We start from the raw sequence: 18,266 nt of genomic DNA on the forward strand, positions 1-18,266 counted from the left end.
TATTCTCTGGGATATCGGAGCTAAGGCGCGATCGCGATTCAACCGATCTCATCGCGCTTTAGCGCCACGGATCGATTTCGGATCAGACCGCCGTCACGGTCCTCACAGCGCAATCACGTTCTTGAGACGGGACGTGATCTGATAGGCAGGCGACGTCATCCGTTCCTGGAGCCAAGGCCGCGCCGCCTTGCCGCTGACCTCATGGATGCCGTCGAACACGGCCATGTCGATCAGATCCGGATGGCCCGATGCTGCGTAGACCGACTGCATTTCCGCGAACTTCTCGTCCCGTCCATATGGAATCGAATTCGCGGCATCGCGGCTTCCGACCTCGACGAACAGGGGACATGGACGGATCAGGCGCGCCAGCTCCCGCCCGACATATTTGGCGCGGCTGGTGTTGAAATGGATGTAGGAGGCGAGCTCGATGCCGAGGTTCCTGGTGAGGATGGGCGACATCAAAAACTTCTGCTCGTCGCGCATGTAGCCGGAAACGACGGTCGGCCGCATGCGCCCAGTTGCGGCCTCGAGATGCAACGCCAGGAACGCACCCCAGGACGCGCCGTAGACGCCGACATTGAGATCGGACATGCCGGTCAGCTTCCGGCAGACGATCTCGCCTGCATCGACCGATGCGCACGACACATTGTGTGCGGAGATTCCATGCGAGGCCAGCATCGCGGCGATGTTGTTCTGGCTTTCCTGGTTTCCGATCTGCACGATGTATGGACACCAGACGACATAGCCGTCCTCGCAGAGCTGCTTGCCGATCGCGTTCATGTAGTCCGGATCGCTGTCGGCGAAGCAGCGCTCCGGCGTCGAGGCCATGCCGTGCGCGAGCAGGACCAATCCCTTGACGCCGCGATCGGGAATTCCGAGACATCCCCGCACCGGCAGCCCGCATTCCAGGTTGAACTCGACCTTGACGACGGAGAACCCATCCGCCGCCTGCCGCCACAGCACCTGCATCTCGTTACTGGACGGCCTGTAGAGTCGCTGCTGCTGGAACAGCGGACGCATCTCGCGTCGAAGCGCCGAACCCGTCGCACGCGCGCTCAGCCTTCCGGCCGTGGCGATGTCGAAGAACGATCGGCAGAATGCATCATAGCCGAGCGCGGGCAGATCGACATTGGCGCACGAGCCGTGGCAACGGCTCAGCCCCAGCGTGTCACTGCCGGCGACCGAGGCAGGTCCGACCAGCGTCATCAACAGTCCGGACAGCGCCCTGCGGCTGATCATCGATGCCCCCGGATCCGACAAGGATCCGAAATGAATGACTGAGCTCATCGTCCAGCAGGCGCCACGCGACGACCGAAGGCAAATTAAAGGATGTCCATGGTCGAACGATCGGCACGCGGCGTCACCCAAAAGCGACGTTTGCAGGTGATTGTGATACAATTACCGCGGAAGTTGTTTCGCAATGCTTCAGACCATTTCAGATCATTGCAGCGGCCGGAGCCGCTACTGCAAGGGCTACTGCTTGATCTACTGCTAGATCTTGGGCTTGGCGTCCGCGACCTTGTCGGCCGCCGGCTTCGGCAGGTCGCCGAAATCGAGCTTCTTCTGAAAGCCGAGCTGCACGTTCAGGGCCCAAGGCTGAACCTCGTCGGGCCGCCGCACCTGCCGCACCGACGCGCCCGCGGTGCCGATATATCCGTCGCCGAAATCATGCGCGAAATCCAATCCGGTGAGGAACGTCGTGCTCCACAGATCGGTGCCGAGATAATCGTCGCGCCGATGGCGCGTCAGCAGGCTGACGGCGTTCTTGTCGTCGATCTTGTAGCTGACCGAGGCTTCGTACGACAGCGCGGTATCGAGCGAGGCGAACGACAGCGTGGTATCCTGAATGGTGCGCGAGGATCCGACGCCGAACGCCCAGGAACCCGTCTGATACTTGGCCTTGGCGGTGTAGAGCAGCTGCCTGACGTCCTCGAAATCGGTCGTGTCGTAGCGCGCAAAGAACGGCGACACCGAGCCCTCGACCTCGACGCCGCTGGTCTTCACGTTGAAGAAGGCGTTGGGCTGGATCCTGTTGTGGCTGCGGTCGAGCCCGAAGATGTCGGTATCGAGATAGGTGACGCGCGATACCGCGACCGAGGTGCCGATTTCACCGGTCCCGAACTTGTAGGCAAAGCCGGGCATGAACGACACGGTGGTGAAGTTCTCGTCCTGGGGCAGGAAGTCGCCGAGCGTGAAGATGTTGCGCTCGTTGAGCGCGTTGATGCCGGCATCGACATTGGCGAAGATCCTGACATCCGCGGTGTCGTATTCGACGCGATTGCGCAGTTGCACGCCATGCGAGCGGCGCGCCCAGCTGTCGTCGATCGTCGTCGTCAACGTCGTGCGCAGGGTCAGCTTCGGCGCAAGCGCGATCGCTCCGGTGACTGCGACGACGGCACCGGTGCTGGGAGCCGCGACATTGGGATCGTATTGCGTGTCGGCGAACTTGACGTTGACGCCGATGATGCCGTCCTGGAGCGAGCCGCGCAGATAATCGTAGGTGATCGTCTCCGTGGCGAAGGCGCTGCCATGCGCGCCCAGCGTGTCCGTGGGATTGGAATCATAGCCGGTGCGCAGGCCGATCGAGCCCGCATTGACGGATACCGTCTCCGCAGCCGGGGCGCCCTGCGCGAAACTTGCGGAGACACCAAGCTGCGAAGCAACAAACGCCGCCACCACCGCACGCTGAATCATGGACGCAACCCTCCACAAACAGGGTCGGCGATCATGGTAAATCGGCGGTTAAGTCGGCAATTTCTGGTTGATTTTGTCTTCGCGTCACTGCGCGGCTTTTGATGACATCATCAGTATAAATAGGGTCATCAGCGAATTCGATAATATGGTTAACGCTAAGTATTAGAGTAAAAAACTACTTCAAGTTGTAGTCGAATCCGAGACGTGGATAGTGACCGCACCCAAGCAACACGCTTGGTTCGATAACAACGGAGGAAGTCATGAAGAAGTATCTCGTCGCCGTCGCTCTCGCTTCGCTCGTCGCTTCGCCGGCCTTCGCCGGTGGCCCCCGCGGTGGTGGCGGTGGCCTGCTTGGCGGCGTAATCGCCCCGATCACGACCGCGGTCTCCGCGCTCAATGTCAACGCGCTGAACAACGTCAACGTGCTCGGCGGCGGCGTGAACGTCCTGAACGGCAACAAGACCAACGTCTCGGCCATCCTGCCGATCAGCCTCAAGAACACCGGCATCCTGTCCGGTATCCTGGGCAGCGGCGCGGCGCATGGCTGCGGCTGCAACTAACACGGATTGTCGGGAGGGCACCAAGGTGCCCTCCCACCAACCAAGCCCCTCTCGACGCCTCGCCGTCTACAACATCCCCGCCCGCCTCGCGCCGCCGCATTCGCTCCGGCATCGAGCTTCCCGCCATCAGCGATGCTCAGGCCAATTTCAGGCGCGCTGCGAAGAAATTGACCACGCGGCCGATCGCATCCGCGGTCGCCGGATCATTGTCGGCGAAGTCGAAGCCGTGGCCCTTGCCCGGATAGGTGACGATCTCCGCCGGCGCGCCGACCGACTTGCCGAGCTTGACGAGCTCCTCGCCCTGCGCCAGCGACACATTGCGATCCGCCTCTCCATGCAGTTCGAGCAGCGGCGGCAGATGCTTCACGCCGGCCGCGAACTTCCTGGGCATGCCGCCATACAGCACCGCGAGCGCAGCGACACGCGCATCTCGGGCTGCGGTCGCGGCCGCGACGTAGCCGCCGAGCGAGAAGCCGAGCAAGCCGGCATGGCCGGAACTGTCGGCGCCGGCCAGCACGGCGGAGAGTGCGGCGGATACGCGGCCGGCCCAGGCATCGAAGTGTTCGGTCTCATAGGCCTCGCGGACCTCGCGCGCGTGCATGGCCGCGATCGCCTGCGTGTCGGCCGAGGTGTAGTAGCGGACGAAATAGGCGTCGATGCCGGCAGCGGCGAGCGCGTTGGCGTGGCGCTCATAGGCGGTCAGCCTGAGGTCGAAGCCGCGCGAGCCGTGCAGCAGCAACACGGCCGGGCGCTTGCCGGACCGTGCCGACGCGTAGCGGCTCAGCGCGACGCGGCCTTCGCCGGCTTCGATGCTGAGCTGCTCGGCCGCCCGCAGCGGGCGCGTTGCCGCAACGAGCGCGAGACCGACCAAAGCATGTCTGCGGGTGATGATCGGCATCGGACGGTCCGAGGTGGCGAAAGGCCGCCCGCCATATCACGACGACCGCGGGGACACCACGGCCGAACGATCGCATGTTCAAATCGCGCCGGTTGCGCTAGTGATAGCCCCCTCCTCAAGATCCGTGCGTCCGTCCCGGCGCACATCCCGCCAATGAGTGCACCTGAATGGCCGAAGCCGACCTCGACGCCGTGATCCGGCAAACCGCAAGAGCGCAGACCAAGGCCGTGATGGCAGCCGCGAAGAAACAGCAGGCCGCGTGGGCCGCCCGCGCCGCCAAGGCCAAGGACAAGGACGCCAAGGCGCGCTTCCGCCACCTCGCCAAGAGCACGCTGCTGAACGCCACCGCGACCGCCAAGCGGCTGCAGAATTCGGCCGAGAACGCCGCCGATGCCTACGCCCGCGCGATGAAGAAGGTGATGGAAGAGCCGCCGCCGGCGAAGAAGCCCGCAAAGAAGACCGAGGACGCCTGAGAGGAGCCCGCATGCTCACCGTCCATCATCTCGGCCGGTCGCAATCGGAGCGGATCGTCTGGCTGTGCGAGGAGCTCGATATCCCCTACGAGCTGAAGCGCTACGCACGCGATCCCGTCACGGTGCTGGCGCAGCCCGACTACAAGGCGCTGCACCCGATCGGCGCGGCGCCCGTCATCACCGACGGCGAGCTGGTGCTGGCTGAATCCGGCGCGGTCGTCGAATACATCATCGCCAGATATGGCAGCGGACGGCTGGCGTTGAAGCCCGACCATCCCGACTTCGCCCAGTTCCTCTATTGGTTCCATTTCGCCAACGGCACACTGCAGTCGCAGATGGGCCGCAGCATGATTCTGAACCGGCTCAACCTCGCCGACGACCATCCGATGCTGGTCGCGACCCGGGCCCGGGTCGACCGCTCATTCGACCTGGTCGATGCGCATGTGCGCGATGCGACCTATCTGGCGGGCGACGACTTCACTTCGGCCGACATCATGATCGGCTTCTCGCTCACCACGATGCGCTATTTCCTGCCCTACGACCTCGGACGCTGCCCCAACATCCAGGCCTATCTCGGCCGCATCGCCGCGCGCCCGGCCTACCGGCGCGCGATGGAGAAGGGCGATCCGGGGATGACGCTGCTCCTGACATGAGGCGGTGATGCCCCGTTACGTCGCCCTGCTCCGCGCGGTCAATGTCGGCGGCACCGGCAAGCTGCCGATGACCGAATTGCAGGCGATGTGCGTCGAGGCCGGATTTGACGACGTGCAGACCTACATCGCCAGCGGCAACGTCGTGTTCTCGTCGAAACTCGGCGCCGCGAAGGTCAAGGCCGCGCTGGAAAAGCGCCTGCAGGCCTATGCCGGCAAGCCGGTCGGCGTGGTCGTCCGCGCGGCGGATGAAATGGCCGCGGTGCTGAAGGCCAATCCGTTTCCGAAGGCGCCGCCGAACACGACGGTTGCGATCTTCCTCGACGAGCCGCCGCCGAAAGACGCCTTGAAGGCCATCAAGGGTCAGCAGGACGAAGAAGTCCGGCTCGGCAGGCGCGAGATCTACGTCGCCTATGGCAGCGGCATCGGACGCTCGAAGCTGAAGATCCCCGCAGCAATCAACGGCACCGCGCGCAACATCAACACGATCGCGAAGCTCGCCGAGATGGCGGCGGAAGACTAGAGGTGCGTGAGAGTATGTCCTCGTCCGTGGTGTCATCGCCCGGCCTGTGCGCAATTGCGCACATGGACCGGGCGACCCAGTACGCCGTGGCCCCTCGGCTTAGACACAACTGCCTCTGGAATACTGGATCACCCGCATGCGCGGGTGATGACACCGAGCAAGGCGAGCAACTCAACTCTCCCTCACCGCAAATCCCTCCGCGCCGAGCTTCGCCAGCACGTCCTCCAGATGCGCGCGGTCGCGGGTCTCGATCACGAGCTCGAGCAGCGTCGCCTTGGCCGGCAGGTCGGAGAAGGTGCGCTGATGCGAGACCTCGATGATGTTGGCGCCGGCCGACGCCAACAGATTGCAGACCGCGGCGAGCTGGCCGGGACGGTCGACGATGTCGAGCGCCAGCTGCGTCAACCGGCCCTCGCGGGCCAGCTCGCGGGTCAGGACCGAGGCGATCAGCCGCGTGTCGATGTTGCCGCCGGTCAGCACCAGGCCGACTGAGCGGCCGGCAAAGCGCTCGGGCGCGGCGAGCACCGCAGCGAGGCCGGCGGCGCCGGCGCCCTCGACCACCGTCTTCTCGATCGAGATCAGGGTCGCGACCGCGCGCTCGATCTGGTCCTCGCTGACCAGCATGATGTCGTCGACGAGGTCGCGGACGATTGCCTTCGTGATCTGGCCGGGCGTCTTGACCGCGATGCCCTCGGCGAGCGTATCGCCGCGCATCGGCAGATGCTGGCCCTTGATGGCGTTGTACATTGAGGGATAGAGCTGCGCCTCGACGCCGATCACCTGGATCGCCGGCTTCAGCGCCTTGGCAGCGGTGGCGATGCCGGAGATCAGCCCGCCGCCGCCGATCGGCACCACCAGCACGTCGAGTTCCGGCACCGCCTCGAGCATCTCGAGCCCGATCGTGCCCTGGCCTGCGATGATCAGCGGATCGTCATAGGGATGAATCTGGATCAGGCCCTGCTCCGCGGCATGCGACCGGACGAAGGCGGAGCATTCTTCCAGCGTCTGCCCGGTGATGACGACCTCGGCGCCGTGCCGCCTGGTGTTCTCGATCTTCACCATCGGCGTGCCTGATGGCATCACGATGGTGGCGGGAATGCCGAGCCGCTTGGCGTGGTACGCCACGCCCTGGGCATGATTGCCGGCCGACATCGCGATGACGCCGCGCTTGCGCTCCTCAGCCGAGAGTGCTTGCAGCCGGTTCAGTGCGCCGCGCTCCTTGAAGGTCGCGGTGAACTGCAGATTCTCGAATTTGAGGAACAGGCGGCAGCCGCAGATCTCGCCCAGCGTGCGGCTCTCGTTGCAGGCCGTGACCTGGACGGAGCCGCGGATCACGGCCGCGGCGCGGCGGATATCGGCAAGGGTGATGGCGGGAGGTTCGGAATGAGGCGGCATCGGCTTCGCTTTGGTCCGTGACGGAAAGCGGAACCTAGCCGGTTTTGCCACCGAAGACGACCGCGCTATCGCGCAGTCACGGCCTCTTCCCCTGCCTTCCCCTCTGCCTTCTCAGCCTTGGCCGGCTTCGCCAGCTCGATCTCATCGCATTTCAGGCATAACAGCGCGGTGCGGAAATGCTTGTCGAGCACAATGGTTCGCGTGCTGCCGCACTGGCAGCGCATCGGCTTGTCCATCGGAGATCGGCCCGGGTTCGAAATGCAGGGAAGCGTGCGCTTAGCTACCCTCGCCCGGTTAACCTAATATGACTTTGCGGATGAAAATCGTCGCCGCGCTAGAAGAAGCCCCAGCTGAGATCGAGGCCGTAGCTTGCCCGGAGGACGACAACGAACAGGACCGCGGCGACCAACAGCAGCACATGCCGCGCAACGGCGTTGCGTGGCGAAGCGGCGGAAAACGCCCGCGCGATCGATTGAGCCAGAGCAGTCATTTGCGACCTCCAGAGCCATACCCGAAGTTAGGTCGCGCCCGCAGCTGCGAGGTTCAACGACCTCCGAAGGCAACCGATGTGGCCGCACGCTTTTTCCGTGGAACCACGCTGCGCGCTCGCGTCCGATTCCTGAAGCGGCGGCGGCAGTTTTCCGCAATTCGGTCCAGTGATATCGATTTGGGCCAGTCGGAGCCGCTTGAGCTTGTGATGAAGAGCTGCGCGTCGCGCCTAGAGGTTCGGCGCCTCCGCCGGCGCGATCGCGGTCAGCCCGCCGAAGCGGCGTTCGCGGCGATGGAAGGAGGCGAGCGCGTCAGCGAGATCGTCGGCGTCGAATTCGGGCCACATCCGCTCGGTGAAGTGCAATTCGGCATAGGCGCCTTCCCAGAGCAGGAAATCCGACAGCCGCTTCTCGCCGGAGGTGCGGATGATGAGGTCGACGTCGCGCAGGCCGACCTCGCCGGTGACCAGGTCGGCGAAGCTTTCACGGCTGAGCTGGCCTGCGGCGCCCGCGCGCGCCGCGGCGTTCAGGATCGCATCGCGCGCGGAATAGTCGATGGCGATGCGCAGATGCAGCGTCGTGCCATTGGCGGTCTCCCGCTCGGCGCGCGCGATCGCATTGGCGATGCCGTCCGGCAGGCGGTCGCGGCGGCCGATCACGGTGAGCCGGACGCCGTTCTTCACCAGCGCCGCGATCTCGTTGGCGAGATAGAACCGCAGCAGCCCCATCAGCGCCGATACCTCGGCCTTCGGCCGGCGCCAATTGTCGCTCGAGAAGGCATAGAGCGTCAGCGTGCCGACGCCCTGGTCCGGCGCGGCTTCGACGATACGGCGGATCGCTTCGACGCCCGCCTCGTGTCCACGCACCCGCGACAGGCCGCGTCGCACGGCCCAGCGGCCATTGCCGTCCATGATGATGCCGACATGCAATCGGGCGGCGGCCTGCGGTTCGAGCGGAAAACTACTTTGCATTACAAAGTCTCCAGGCAGAAAAAATCGGGGATCAGGCCGGCTGGATGCCGAGGCGCCGCGACGCGCCTTCGTCATTGCCGGCGGCCCTCGCGGCGCGCACCAGCTGCTCGAGCACGGCGAGATAATCGAGGAAGCGGCGGCGGCCGGTCTTGGTGAGGCGGCAGGTGGTGTGCGGGCGATTGCCCTCATAGCCCTTGATGACGTCGACCAGGCCCGCTTCCTGCAGCACCTGCAGATGCCGAGAGAGATTGCCGTCGGTCAGACCGCACAGCTGCTTGAGGTCGGCGAAGGCAAGCCCCTTCGGATGCGCCATCAGCGAGGTCAGCAACCCGAGCCGCGCCTTCTCATGGATGACGCGGTCGAGGCCGTCATAGGCGAATGGCGCGCTGGTCACGTCAATCTTCGGCATCATTGTCTCCGGAGGCGAAATACAGCAGCGCCGCGAGCAGCAATTGGCCGATCGCGAACGGCAGGCCCATGGTCCACGGCGACAGCGCGTGGCCCTGGCTTGCGATCAACAGCACCGTGAAGCCCGACAGGAAATACCAGGCGCCGCCGAGCGCGATCGTGCGCGGCAGCAATCGGACCGAGGCGAACACGCCGAGGCTGACCAGCACCTGCCACAGGCCCGGCAGCATCTACAGCGTCTCGGGCGCGAATTTCCATTGCAGAATCGCGAGCAGCACGCCGGCGATCGCCGCGGGAACGAACTGCTCGATCGCCTGCTGCACCATGGCATCGGCAAGACCCGAATGATGCCGTCGCGAGCGCGCCTGCATCTCGGTCCAGATCAGCACGGCGGACAGCAACGCCGCGATCGCCCAGCCGGCGAGAAACGCGATCGGACGACCGGTGGGATCATCGAGCCAAAGATACTGGGCAATCGCCGTGAGCAGCGCGATACCGCTGGTGGTGGCGACGGTCGCCGGACCATAGCCGCGGAACGCGGTGCCTGCCGCAATCTGGTTGCGGATCGCGAGGATGTCGGCCAACGCCTTGTCGAGGTCGCGCATGATTCGCCCGAACTTTGTATTGCAAAGTATATGGGATCACCAAGCAAAGGCAAGGCGTCTGACGCCATGCGTCGATCAAGATGTTTAACGGCGCGTAACTGCACGAAAAATGCACGGATGGTCCGTCGATGTCATTGCGAGGAGTGAAGCGACGAAGCAATCCATGTTCGCACATGTGGCGCGATGGATTGCTTCGTGGAGCCTGTCATCGGCCGCGTTCGCGCAACCCGTTGGCTCGCAATGACGGAGCGAGAGGATGCACCTCAGTGACAGCAGATCGCCTTGTTTGGTGCCTGCTCATACTGATCGCGCAGCCGCACCCAGTCCATCGGATACGGCAGCCCCTCCTCGTGTCGCCCGAGCGGCGTCAGGTCGAGATAGTGGTAGGCCGCATTCATCATATCGAGGCCGCGCGCGAAGGTGGAATAGGTGTGGAAGATCGCACCACCCTCGTCGCGATAGAACACGCTGATGCCGGGCAACTCCTCGCCATAGAGCGGCGTGGTTCCGTAATTGTACACCGCCTCGCCGCTATCGATCTGCTCGCGGGTAAACGAGACGCCATAATCATAATTGAAGTCGTTCGCCCCCGACGAGAGCCAATCGAAAGTCCAGCCCATCCGCTGCCTGAACGCCTCGAGCCTCGCCAGCGGCGCGCGGGAGATCGCGACCATGGTGGTGTCGCGCGCGGCGAGATGCGGCACCATGTGGTCGAAACCGTCGGCCCAGAACGAGCAGCTCTTGCAGGCAGCCTCCCATTCCGGCGCGAACATGATGTGCTGCACCACGAGCTGCGGCCGGCCGTTGAAGAGATCGGCGAGCGCGACCCTGCCGCTCGGCCCATCGAACACATAGTCCTTGTCGACCTTGACCCAGGGCAGTTCGCGGCGCTGGCGGCTCAGCGCGTCACGGGCCTGCGTCAGTTCCTTCTCGCGGGTCATCAGCGACTTGCGGGCCGCGATCCATTGCTCGCGCGAAACGATCTTGTGCTGATCCATGAGATGCTCCTTTGGGATGCTCCTTTGCCGCTCAGGCGGCGACGAAGTTTTCCAGGTTGCCGAGGAATGCGGTCCAGCCGCGCGCATGGTTGTCGCGCGCGGTCTCGTCGACGAATTGCGCGTGATGGAAGGTGAGCAGCGAGCCGGCACCGTCGGGCTTGATCGACACGGTTACCAGCGACTCGCGCTCCGGCGTCGAATGCCAGGCCCAGCTGAACACCAGCCGTTCGTTCGGCACCACCTCGCGATAGACGCCGCCGACCTCGTGATATTCACCGTTCTCGCCGCTGAAGCTGATGCGGTAACGGCCGCCGACACGGACATCGAGCTCCGCACGCGTCGTGCCGGGCTTGACCTCACCGCGACCGAACCATTGCACTAGGTTTTCCGGCGCGGTCCACGCGGCGTAGACCTTTTCCGGCCGCGCGCGGAGCCGCCGCGTGAGGGTGAGGCTGGGACGTGCGGCGAGGCCGGCATCGGCTGCGGTGTTGTTGACCATGGGTCGTCCTCCACAAAGGCGGCAAGGCGATCGAGATTGTCGGACCAGAATTGAGCGTAGCGGTTGAGCCAGTTCATCGCCTGCTCCATCGGCCGCGCGGTGAGCCGGCACGCCACGGTGCGGCCGGACTTTTCGCGCGCGATCAGGCCGGCGTCCGAGAGCACGTCGAGATGTTTCATGATCGCGGGCAACGACATCGCAAACGGCTCGGCCAGTTCGCTCACCGAGAGCGCGTCTCGTTGGCCGAGCCGTGCCAGCAGCGCCCGCCGGGTGGGATCGGAGAGCGCCGCAAAGGTACGGTCCAGCGTTTTATCCTCATACTTAACCATATGGTTTAGTATAGGCGCAAACAACGCGGCGTCAAGGACGCGGCTTCACGATTGCGTCAATGTGGCGCCGTCGCGATGAAGGGCAGAGACTTTCTCAGGACGGACTTTTGCCGCTGGGGCCGCTAGCGCCGGTGGCCCCTGCGATGCTTGCGCCAGTGACGATGATGCGGTCGCGGATCGCCCTGCCACTGTCGCTCGCCCTGCCACTGCTGCCTGCGAAACAGAACGACCGGATTTTCGCCGCAGGCGAGGAAGCGCCCGGACACGCTCGCCTGGCACTGCTGGTAGGTCTGGTAGGCACACTCGCCGGGATAACCGAGGCTCGGCCCTTGCGCACACCAAGGGTAGTCCTGCGCCGACGCAGAACCGACGCTCGCCGCGCCGGCAAGCGTCATGGTTGCCAACACAAGTCCCGCCAATCGCAATATGCGCATGATCCGACCTGCTCCTACCAGCATGATTCCGCAGTCAATAAAGTAGCATATCCCGTCGATGGTTCCTGCGCGTTCGACACGGGGTCTATTCGACCCTGAGACCGGCGAACTGGACCACCTTCTGCCACTTGTCGGTCTCGGCCTTGATGTCGTTGCCGAAGGCTTCAGGCGTCTGGATCAGCGAGTCGCCGCCAAGCTCGACCAGGCGCTTGCGCATGTCGGGCTCGGCGAGCACGGCATTGATGTCGCCGTTGAGCTTGGCAATGAGCTCTTTCGGCGTGTTCTTCGGCGCGCCCATGCCGAACAATGCGCTGGCCTCATAGCCTTTCACGGTCTCGGCGATCGCCTGCACGTCGGGCAGCTGCGAGGAGCGTTCCGCCGTGGTGACGCCGAGCGCGCGCAACGAGCCGGAACGGATGTGCTGGATGATCGAGGGCATGTTGTCGAAGATCACCTGCACCTGGCCGCCGAGCATGTCGGTGATCGCGGGCGCGGCGCCGCGATACGGCACGTGCTGCATCTTGCAGCCGGTCATCGACATGAACATCTCGCCGGAGAGATGCACCGAAGTGCCGTTGCCGGACGAGGCCATGTTCACCTTGCCCGGATTGGCCTTCACGTATTCGATGAACTCGGCGACGTTCTTCGCCGGCACGTCCTTGTTGACCGTCATCACGTTCGGCACGCGGTTGAACGAGGCGACCGGCGCGACGTCGCGCACGAAATTGAACTTCAGGTTCGCATACAGCGACGCGTTGATGAAGTTCGCCGGGTTGACCAGCAGCACCGTGTAGCCGTCGGGCTCGGCATTGATCGCAGCCTCGGTGCCGATATTGTTGCCGGCGCCCGGCTTGTTCTCGATCACGAACTGCTGGCCGAGCTTTTCCGACAGCCGCTGCCCGATCAACCGCGCGATGATGTCGGTCGCGCCGCCCGGCGGATAGCCGACGATCCAGCGCACCGGCCGCGCCGGATAATCGGCGGCGGAAGCGCGGCCGATCGCGAATGTCGAAATCCCCGACCCGATCAGGCCCAGCGCGGTGCGGCGTGAAATCATCGACGTTTTCTCCCGAGGCGACAGGGCTTGCCCCTGCCCGTTTCTGTTGAATTGTGTGCGGCGCGGTTCTAACAAACAATGTCAGAGGCAGCCAGTGCGACACAAGTGCAGACGACCGCGACCAAAGGCTAAGAGTTTTGTTTGACGCGTTTTCTTCACGCGAACCGGTGTCGACTTCGCTCGAAACGCTCTGGAAGGGATCAAAAATGTCCGTCAAGGTGAACGCGCTCGACCATCTCGTGATCAACGTCGCCGACGTCGCACGCTCGGCCGCCTGGTACAGCAAGATCCTCGGCATGCAAGTGAAGGTGTTCGATCCAGGCCAGGGCAAGACGCCGCGCACCTCGCTGGTGTTCGGCAACCAGAAGATCAATGTGCGGCCGCGCGACGCCGACAAGATCGAGTGGTTCACTGCCGATCACGAGACCGCCGGCAGCGACGACCTCTGCTTCCTCACGATGAGCACGCCCGAGGAGGTGGTCGCGCACCTCAAGGCCAACGGCGTCGCGATCGAGGAAGGTCCGTCGGCCAGGCAGGGCGCCCGCGGCACGCTGCGCTCGGTCTATTGCCGCGATCCCGACGGCAGCCTGATCGAGATCTCGTCTTACGAGGGCGACGCGAAGTAGGCACGGCGCAGCCACAATTAAAGTCGTCATGCCCGGGCTTGACCCGGGCATCCACGCATCAGCGTGCGCTGCAGAGAGACGTGGATGGCCGGGTCAAGCCCGGCCATCACGATGGCATAGAGGCGCATGGCATTTGCCCATCGCCCCGTCCGGTGGCAAAACCATCCTCCAAGCACAACAAGCAAGCGGCCGCCCAAGGCTGCACGGGAGGACACATGATCGGTTCAAACCCAGCGCCAGGCGTCGTCGGTCCCTTCGTCGGCCTCGACGTGCCGTGGCTGCTCAAGATGCGCGCCGAGGTGCGGCGCGATCACCCGTTCCTGATCTGGGCACCGTTCGATGCGCCGGCGCGACGCTGGAGCTATGGCGAATTCGATGAGCGGGTCGGCGCGCTGGCTGCGGGGCTTGCCAAGCGCGGCATCAAGCAGGGCGACTATGTCCTGATCCATCTCGACAATTGCATCGAGGCTGTTTTGGCGTGGTTTGCCTGTGTCGAGCTCGGCGCCATCGCCGTCACCACCAACACCCGCTCGGCCGCGGCCGAGATGGACTATTTCGCCGGTCATTGCGGCGCTGTCGCCGCGATCACCCAGCCGGCCTATGCCGAGCTGATTTCAGCGAACTGCAAGGGCCTGCGCTGGATCGCCGTGACCGCGCACGACGCGGGCCAGGCGCCGGCGCAAGCACCCGCGCGCGGCGACAGCTTTGAATCACTGTTCGCCGACAGCGCCGACCGGCCGCGCCGGGCGACAGATCCGCTCGCGCCTTGCAGCGTGCAATACACCTCCGGCACGACATCGCGGCCGAAGGCGGTGCTATGGACCCATGCCAATGCGCTGTGGGGCGCCAAGATCAACGCCGCGCATCAGGACCTGCATGCCTTGGACGTGCATCAGACCTATCTGCCGCTGTTTCATACCAATGCGCTGGCCTATTCGATGCTGGCGAGCCTGTGGGTCGGGGCGACCTGCGTGATCCAGCCGCGCTTCTCGGCCAGCCGGTTCTGGCCGGTCGCGGTGGAGCATGGCTCGACCTGGACCTCGACGATCCCGTTCTGCATGAAGGCGCTGCTGGAGCACGCGATCCCCAAGGACCACAAATTCCGGCTCTGGGGCACCGCGGTGAACGAGCCGCCGGCATTCGCGGCCTTCGGCGTCAAGATCATCGGTTGGTGGGGCATGACCGAGACCATCACCCACGGCATCATCGGCGAGGTCGACCAGCCCAACATTCCGATGTCGATCGGCCGCGCCGCGGCGGAATACGAGATCCGCATCACCAACGACGACGGCACCCCGACTCGTGTCGGCGAGACCGGCAACCTGCTGATCAAGGGCATCCCAGGCCTGTCGCTGTTCTCAGAATATCTGCGCAACGAAAAGGCCACGCGCGAGAGCTTCGACGAGCACGGCTATTTCATCACCGGCGACCGCGTCACGCTGCTCGAGCGCGGCTATATCAGGTTCGGCGACCGTGCCAAGGACATGTTGAAGGTCGGCGGCGAGAATGTCGCGGCCTCCGAGATCGAGCAGGTCATCGCTGTCGTGCCCGGCGTGCGCGAGGCCGCCGTGGTGGCGAAGAAGCACCCGATGCTGGACGAGGTGCCGGTGGTCTTCATCATCCCGCAGGCCGGTATCGCGGCGCTTCCGGCGGATTTGCACGAAAGGGTCATGACCAGCTGCCGCGCCGCACTCGCGGACTTCAAGGTGCCGCGGGAAATCCGCTTCGTCGACGAGATGCCGCGCTCGACGCTGGAGAAGGTGGCAAAGGCAGAGCTGCGGAAGATGCTGGAATGAAGGGTGTTGCGTAGGGCATGCGTAGGGTGGGCAAAGCGAAGCGTGCCCACCATCGCGAGCACGCTTGGAATGGTGGGCACGTCGCTGCGCTCCTTTGCCCACCCTACGAAGCGGCTCACTCCACCTCGAACCTGATCGGCAGCTTCTTCGGGCCGTTGACGAAATACGCCTGCGTCATCTTCACCTCGCCGTCGAGCGACAGCGATGTCAGCCGCGGCAGCAGCTCCTCGAACAGGATCCGCATCTCGAGCTTGGCAAGATACTGGCCGAGGCAGAGATGCGCGCCGTAGCCGAAGGCGACGTGGCGGTTCGGCTTGCGGTCGCTGCGGAAGCGATCGGGATCCTCGAACACCTCCTCGTCGCGGTTGCCGGAGGCGTAGCACAGCATCAGCCAGTCGCCCTTGGCGATCTTGCGGCCGCCGAGCTCGGTGTCCGCGGTCGCCGTGCGCATGAAATGCTTGACCGGCGTCATCCAGCGGATCGCCTCGTCGACCAGGCCCGGGATCAATTCAGGATTGGCCTTCACCCTGGCGAATTGCGCCGGATCTTCCGCCAGCGCCCAGATCGCGCCCGCGGTCGAGGATGAGGTGGTGTCGTGGCCCGCGGTCGCGACGATGATGTAATAGCTGGTCGCGTCGAGCTCCGGCAGATACGCGCCATCGATCCTGGCATTGGCGATGACGGTGGAGAGATCGTCACGCGGGCTGCGGCGCCGATCCGCGGTGATCCCGGCGAAATAGGCGGAGAAATCCGCGACCACGGCCTGCATCATCACGGAGTACTGCTCCGCGCTCAGCGCCTCGCGAACCCGCGCGGTGTCGGGATCCTGCGGCCCGAACAGCTCCTGCGTCAGCTTGAGCATGCGCGGCTCGTCCGCCTCCGGCACGCCGAGGATCTCCATGATGACGTGCAGGGGATAGCCGAGCGCGACATCGGCGACGAAATCGCAGGCGCCGCCTCGGTCGAGCATGCGCTGCACCGTGGCGCGTGCGATCTCGCGGATGCGGTCCTCGAACTTGCCGAGGTTGACCGGCATGAACCAGCTCTGGGTCAGCGCGCGATATTTCGGATGTTCGGGCGCATCCATCTGCACCAGCGAGCGCACCAGATTGGGTCCGCCGGTGATCTTGCGGATGCGCTCCACCACGGCCTGCGGCGTCAGCGTGGTGGCGCGATCGGCGTTGTGAAACAATTCGTTCTGGCGGCTGACGGCCTGGATATGCGCGTGCTTGGTCACCACCCAGAACGGATCGAACCGCTCCACGCGGGCGACGCCGAGCGGGTTGTTGGCGCGCAGCCAGCGGTAGGTGTCGTGGATGCGGTCGTCGGCATAGGCCGCGGGATCGACGAGGGTCGCCGCGACGTCGGCGGGGATGTCGAGATTCGCAGGTGTGTCCATGACAGCCTCGCAGCCCAATCATCGGTCACGCCGATGATTGGTGAAATCTAGGCGGAGGCAAGGAGGTTGGACTTGCGTTGAATAGCTGCGATCAAGCCCGTCATTCCGGGGCGATGCGGAGCATCGAACCCGGAATCTCGAGGTTCCGGGTTCAACGCTGCGCGTTGCCCCGGAACGACAGCGACCTCAATAATGCCCGAACGCCACCGGGCGGAATGCCTGCAGCAATTGCTGGTCGAGCTTGCCGGTCATCTCCTCCATCATGGAGAACGCCTTGGCGTGGGTGAATTGCAGCCGGTAGGCGCGCTTCTCGACCAACGCGGCATAGACGTCGACGATCGTGGTGACGCGGACGATGTCACTGATCTCGCTGCCGCTAAGGCCGTTGGGATAGCCGGTGCCGTCGAGGAATTCGTGATGATGCAGGATCACGTCGAGCATTTCCGGCGGGAAGCCGCCCTGCGCCGACAGCGCCTCATAGCCGCGGCGCGGATGCTCGCGCATCTCGGCCATTTCCTCGACCGTCAGCACACCGGGCTTGTCGAGCAGCGCGACCGGGACGAAGGCCTTGCCGACATCGTGCAACAGGGCGGCGCGGGCCAGCCTGCGCTGGTCGTCCTCACGCATGCCGAGATGCTGCGCGAACGCCACCGCAAAGCCGGTCACGAACAGGCAGTGACGGTAGGTCTCCTGGTGATGACAGCCGACCGTGGTCAGCCATTCGCGCAACGAATTGTGCCTGATCGCCTTGAGGATCTTGTTTTCGGCGGCGACGATGTCGTCATATTTGAGCGGCTCGCCGACACGCATCCGCTCGAACATCTTGACCATCACCGCATGCGCGGCCTCGACGCCGCGGTTCAGCGCCTTGCCGCGGTCGGTCTCGTCATAGCCGCTGTCGTCGGGAAAGGCGGCGCGGATGCGTTGCAGGATGCCGCGGGCATCGAACGGCCGCGAGATCGTGTCGGTGGCGCCGAGCGCCCAGGCCTGCATCGAGGCGTGATGCAGCGCGTCCGCCAGCACGAACAGCCGCGGCATCTCGCGGTAGGCATCGGCCTGCAGCTTGGCGCGCACCATTTGCACGCTCTCTGGCGAACGCAAATTGATGTCGACCACGATGCCTGAGAGATCGCGGGCCGGCGCTTCGGGAATGTCTGACGTCGCGATGGTGTCGACTTCGCCGACCGAGCGCAGGATGGTGGCGAGTTCGTTGCTCTGATCGCTCCGATCTGACGCCAGCAGCAAACGGCGCTTCGAAGTCTCTTTGGCTAAGGCAGTCATGACATCCCCGTCGCGGTATCGCCCGACGCAACCGACGCTAGCCGACGATGCGTTCCCTCCGCCTTAATGGGGATGCTGAACGGCGGTTGAGCGCAATGGCTACAATTTGAAGCACCGCGAAATCCGCCAGCAAAATCAGGCGTGCTTCAAAAAGAAATCCGCCGGGAATCGACCCGGCGGAT

The 18,266-nt window shown here is 64.5% G+C and carries 21 protein-coding genes and 1 pseudogene; 6 read left to right on the forward strand and 16 right to left on the reverse strand.

Features of this window, described 5'->3' with window-relative positions:
• Positions 1–102: 102 nt before the first annotated feature.
• A complete protein-coding gene (locus IC762_RS34995; protein WP_195786606.1) occupies positions 103–1,239 on the reverse strand; it encodes an alpha/beta hydrolase in 1,137 nt (378 codons plus the stop codon).
• A gap of 252 nt (positions 1,240–1,491) precedes the next feature.
• Entirely contained in the window at positions 1,492–2,694 is a 1,203-nt protein-coding gene (locus IC762_RS35000) for a hypothetical protein (protein ID WP_195786607.1), read from the reverse strand.
• 260 nt (positions 2,695–2,954) lie between these two features.
• Between IC762_RS35000 and IC762_RS35005 the strand changes: the two genes are divergently transcribed.
• Positions 2,955–3,254, forward strand: a complete 300-nt coding sequence (locus tag IC762_RS35005) for a hypothetical protein (RefSeq protein WP_195786608.1) — start codon at positions 2,955–2,957, stop codon at positions 3,252–3,254.
• A gap of 136 nt (positions 3,255–3,390) precedes the next feature.
• Here IC762_RS35005 and IC762_RS35010 read toward each other — a convergent pair whose 3' ends face one another.
• Entirely contained in the window at positions 3,391–4,152 is a 762-nt protein-coding gene (locus tag IC762_RS35010; RefSeq protein WP_246801376.1) for a dienelactone hydrolase family protein, read from the reverse strand.
• 167 nt (positions 4,153–4,319) lie between these two features.
• Here IC762_RS35010 and IC762_RS35015 point away from each other — a divergent pair, with 167 nt between their 5' ends.
• Genes IC762_RS35015 through IC762_RS35025 form a run of 3 tightly spaced genes read left to right on the forward strand, consistent with a single transcriptional unit; the run spans position 4,320 to position 5,798 of the window.
• A complete protein-coding gene (locus IC762_RS35015; RefSeq protein ID WP_195786609.1) occupies positions 4,320–4,625 on the forward strand; it encodes a hypothetical protein in 306 nt (101 codons plus the stop codon).
• An 11-nt stretch (positions 4,626–4,636) separates the two neighbouring features.
• Complete coding sequence (locus IC762_RS35020; RefSeq protein WP_195786610.1) at positions 4,637–5,278, forward strand: glutathione S-transferase family protein; 642 nt, start codon at positions 4,637–4,639, stop codon at positions 5,276–5,278.
• 7 nt (positions 5,279–5,285) lie between these two features.
• The gene (locus tag IC762_RS35025) at positions 5,286–5,798 is read left to right on the forward strand and encodes a DUF1697 domain-containing protein (protein ID WP_195786611.1); all 513 of its coding nucleotides are present in this window, start codon (positions 5,286–5,288) and stop codon (positions 5,796–5,798) included.
• A 171-nt stretch (positions 5,799–5,969) separates the two neighbouring features.
• On the opposite strand, the gene IC762_RS35030 is transcribed toward IC762_RS35025, so the two are convergent.
• The 11 genes and pseudogenes from IC762_RS35030 to IC762_RS35080 form a co-directional block, all read right to left on the reverse strand.
• Complete coding sequence (locus IC762_RS35030) at positions 5,970–7,193, reverse strand: threonine ammonia-lyase (protein WP_195786612.1); 1,224 nt, start codon at positions 7,191–7,193, stop codon at positions 5,970–5,972.
• A 65-nt stretch (positions 7,194–7,258) separates the two neighbouring features.
• Complete coding sequence (locus tag IC762_RS35035; protein ID WP_195786613.1) at positions 7,259–7,429, reverse strand: hypothetical protein; 171 nt, start codon at positions 7,427–7,429, stop codon at positions 7,259–7,261.
• Positions 7,430–7,527: 98 nt separating this feature from the next.
• Positions 7,528–7,683, reverse strand: a complete 156-nt coding sequence (locus IC762_RS35040; protein WP_195786614.1) for a response regulator — start codon at positions 7,681–7,683, stop codon at positions 7,528–7,530.
• 228 nt (positions 7,684–7,911) lie between these two features.
• Positions 7,912–8,652: a di-trans,poly-cis-decaprenylcistransferase gene (locus IC762_RS35045; RefSeq protein ID WP_195786615.1), complete on the reverse strand. Its 741-nt coding sequence runs from the start codon at positions 8,650–8,652 to the stop codon at positions 7,912–7,914.
• A gap of 31 nt (positions 8,653–8,683) precedes the next feature.
• Positions 8,684–9,064, reverse strand: a complete 381-nt coding sequence (locus IC762_RS35050; RefSeq protein ID WP_195786616.1) for a transcriptional regulator — start codon at positions 9,062–9,064, stop codon at positions 8,684–8,686.
• A pseudogene (locus IC762_RS35055) lies at positions 9,048–9,665 on the reverse strand (hypothetical protein). Before IC762_RS35055 ends, IC762_RS35050 begins: the two are co-directional and overlap by 17 nt.
• A 263-nt stretch (positions 9,666–9,928) precedes the next feature.
• Positions 9,929–10,663, reverse strand: a complete 735-nt coding sequence (locus IC762_RS35060) for a DUF899 domain-containing protein (protein ID WP_195786617.1) — start codon at positions 10,661–10,663, stop codon at positions 9,929–9,931.
• Between the two features lie 31 nt (positions 10,664–10,694).
• A complete protein-coding gene (locus tag IC762_RS35065; protein ID WP_195790444.1) occupies positions 10,695–11,042 on the reverse strand; it encodes an SRPBCC family protein in 348 nt (115 codons plus the stop codon).
• Positions 11,042–11,491, reverse strand: a complete 450-nt coding sequence (locus IC762_RS35070) for an ArsR/SmtB family transcription factor (protein ID WP_195786618.1) — start codon at positions 11,489–11,491, stop codon at positions 11,042–11,044. The genes IC762_RS35065 and IC762_RS35070 overlap by 1 nt, the downstream gene beginning before the upstream one ends.
• A gap of 122 nt (positions 11,492–11,613) precedes the next feature.
• A complete protein-coding gene (locus IC762_RS35075) occupies positions 11,614–11,925 on the reverse strand; it encodes a DUF3551 domain-containing protein (RefSeq protein ID WP_349629744.1) in 312 nt (103 codons plus the stop codon).
• 85 nt (positions 11,926–12,010) lie between these two features.
• Positions 12,011–12,982 carry a Bug family tripartite tricarboxylate transporter substrate binding protein gene (locus tag IC762_RS35080; RefSeq protein ID WP_195786619.1) on the reverse strand — a complete coding sequence of 324 codons (972 nt, stop codon included), beginning with the start codon at positions 12,980–12,982 and terminating at the stop codon, positions 12,011–12,013.
• A gap of 206 nt (positions 12,983–13,188) precedes the next feature.
• Between IC762_RS35080 and IC762_RS35085 the strand changes: the two genes are divergently transcribed.
• Together IC762_RS35085 and IC762_RS35090 are read left to right on the forward strand one after the other, a co-directional pair.
• Positions 13,189–13,608 (forward strand): VOC family protein, encoded by a 420-nt coding sequence (locus IC762_RS35085; protein WP_195786620.1) that lies wholly within the window; start codon positions 13,189–13,191, stop codon positions 13,606–13,608.
• Positions 13,609–13,823: 215 nt separating this feature from the next.
• Entirely contained in the window at positions 13,824–15,404 is a 1,581-nt protein-coding gene (locus IC762_RS35090; protein WP_195786621.1) for an AMP-binding protein, read from the forward strand.
• A gap of 115 nt (positions 15,405–15,519) precedes the next feature.
• Here the strand turns inward: IC762_RS35090 and IC762_RS35095 are convergent, their stop codons facing one another.
• Positions 15,520–16,803, reverse strand: a complete 1,284-nt coding sequence (locus IC762_RS35095; RefSeq protein ID WP_195786622.1) for a cytochrome P450 — start codon at positions 16,801–16,803, stop codon at positions 15,520–15,522.
• A gap of 186 nt (positions 16,804–16,989) precedes the next feature.
• Positions 16,990–18,084, reverse strand: a complete 1,095-nt coding sequence (locus IC762_RS35100) for an HD domain-containing phosphohydrolase (RefSeq protein WP_195786623.1) — start codon at positions 18,082–18,084, stop codon at positions 16,990–16,992.
• Positions 18,085–18,266 lie beyond the last annotated feature (182 nt).

This window comes from Bradyrhizobium genosp. L, assembly GCF_015624485.1.
Taxonomy (GTDB): Bacteria; Pseudomonadota; Alphaproteobacteria; order Rhizobiales; family Xanthobacteraceae; genus Bradyrhizobium.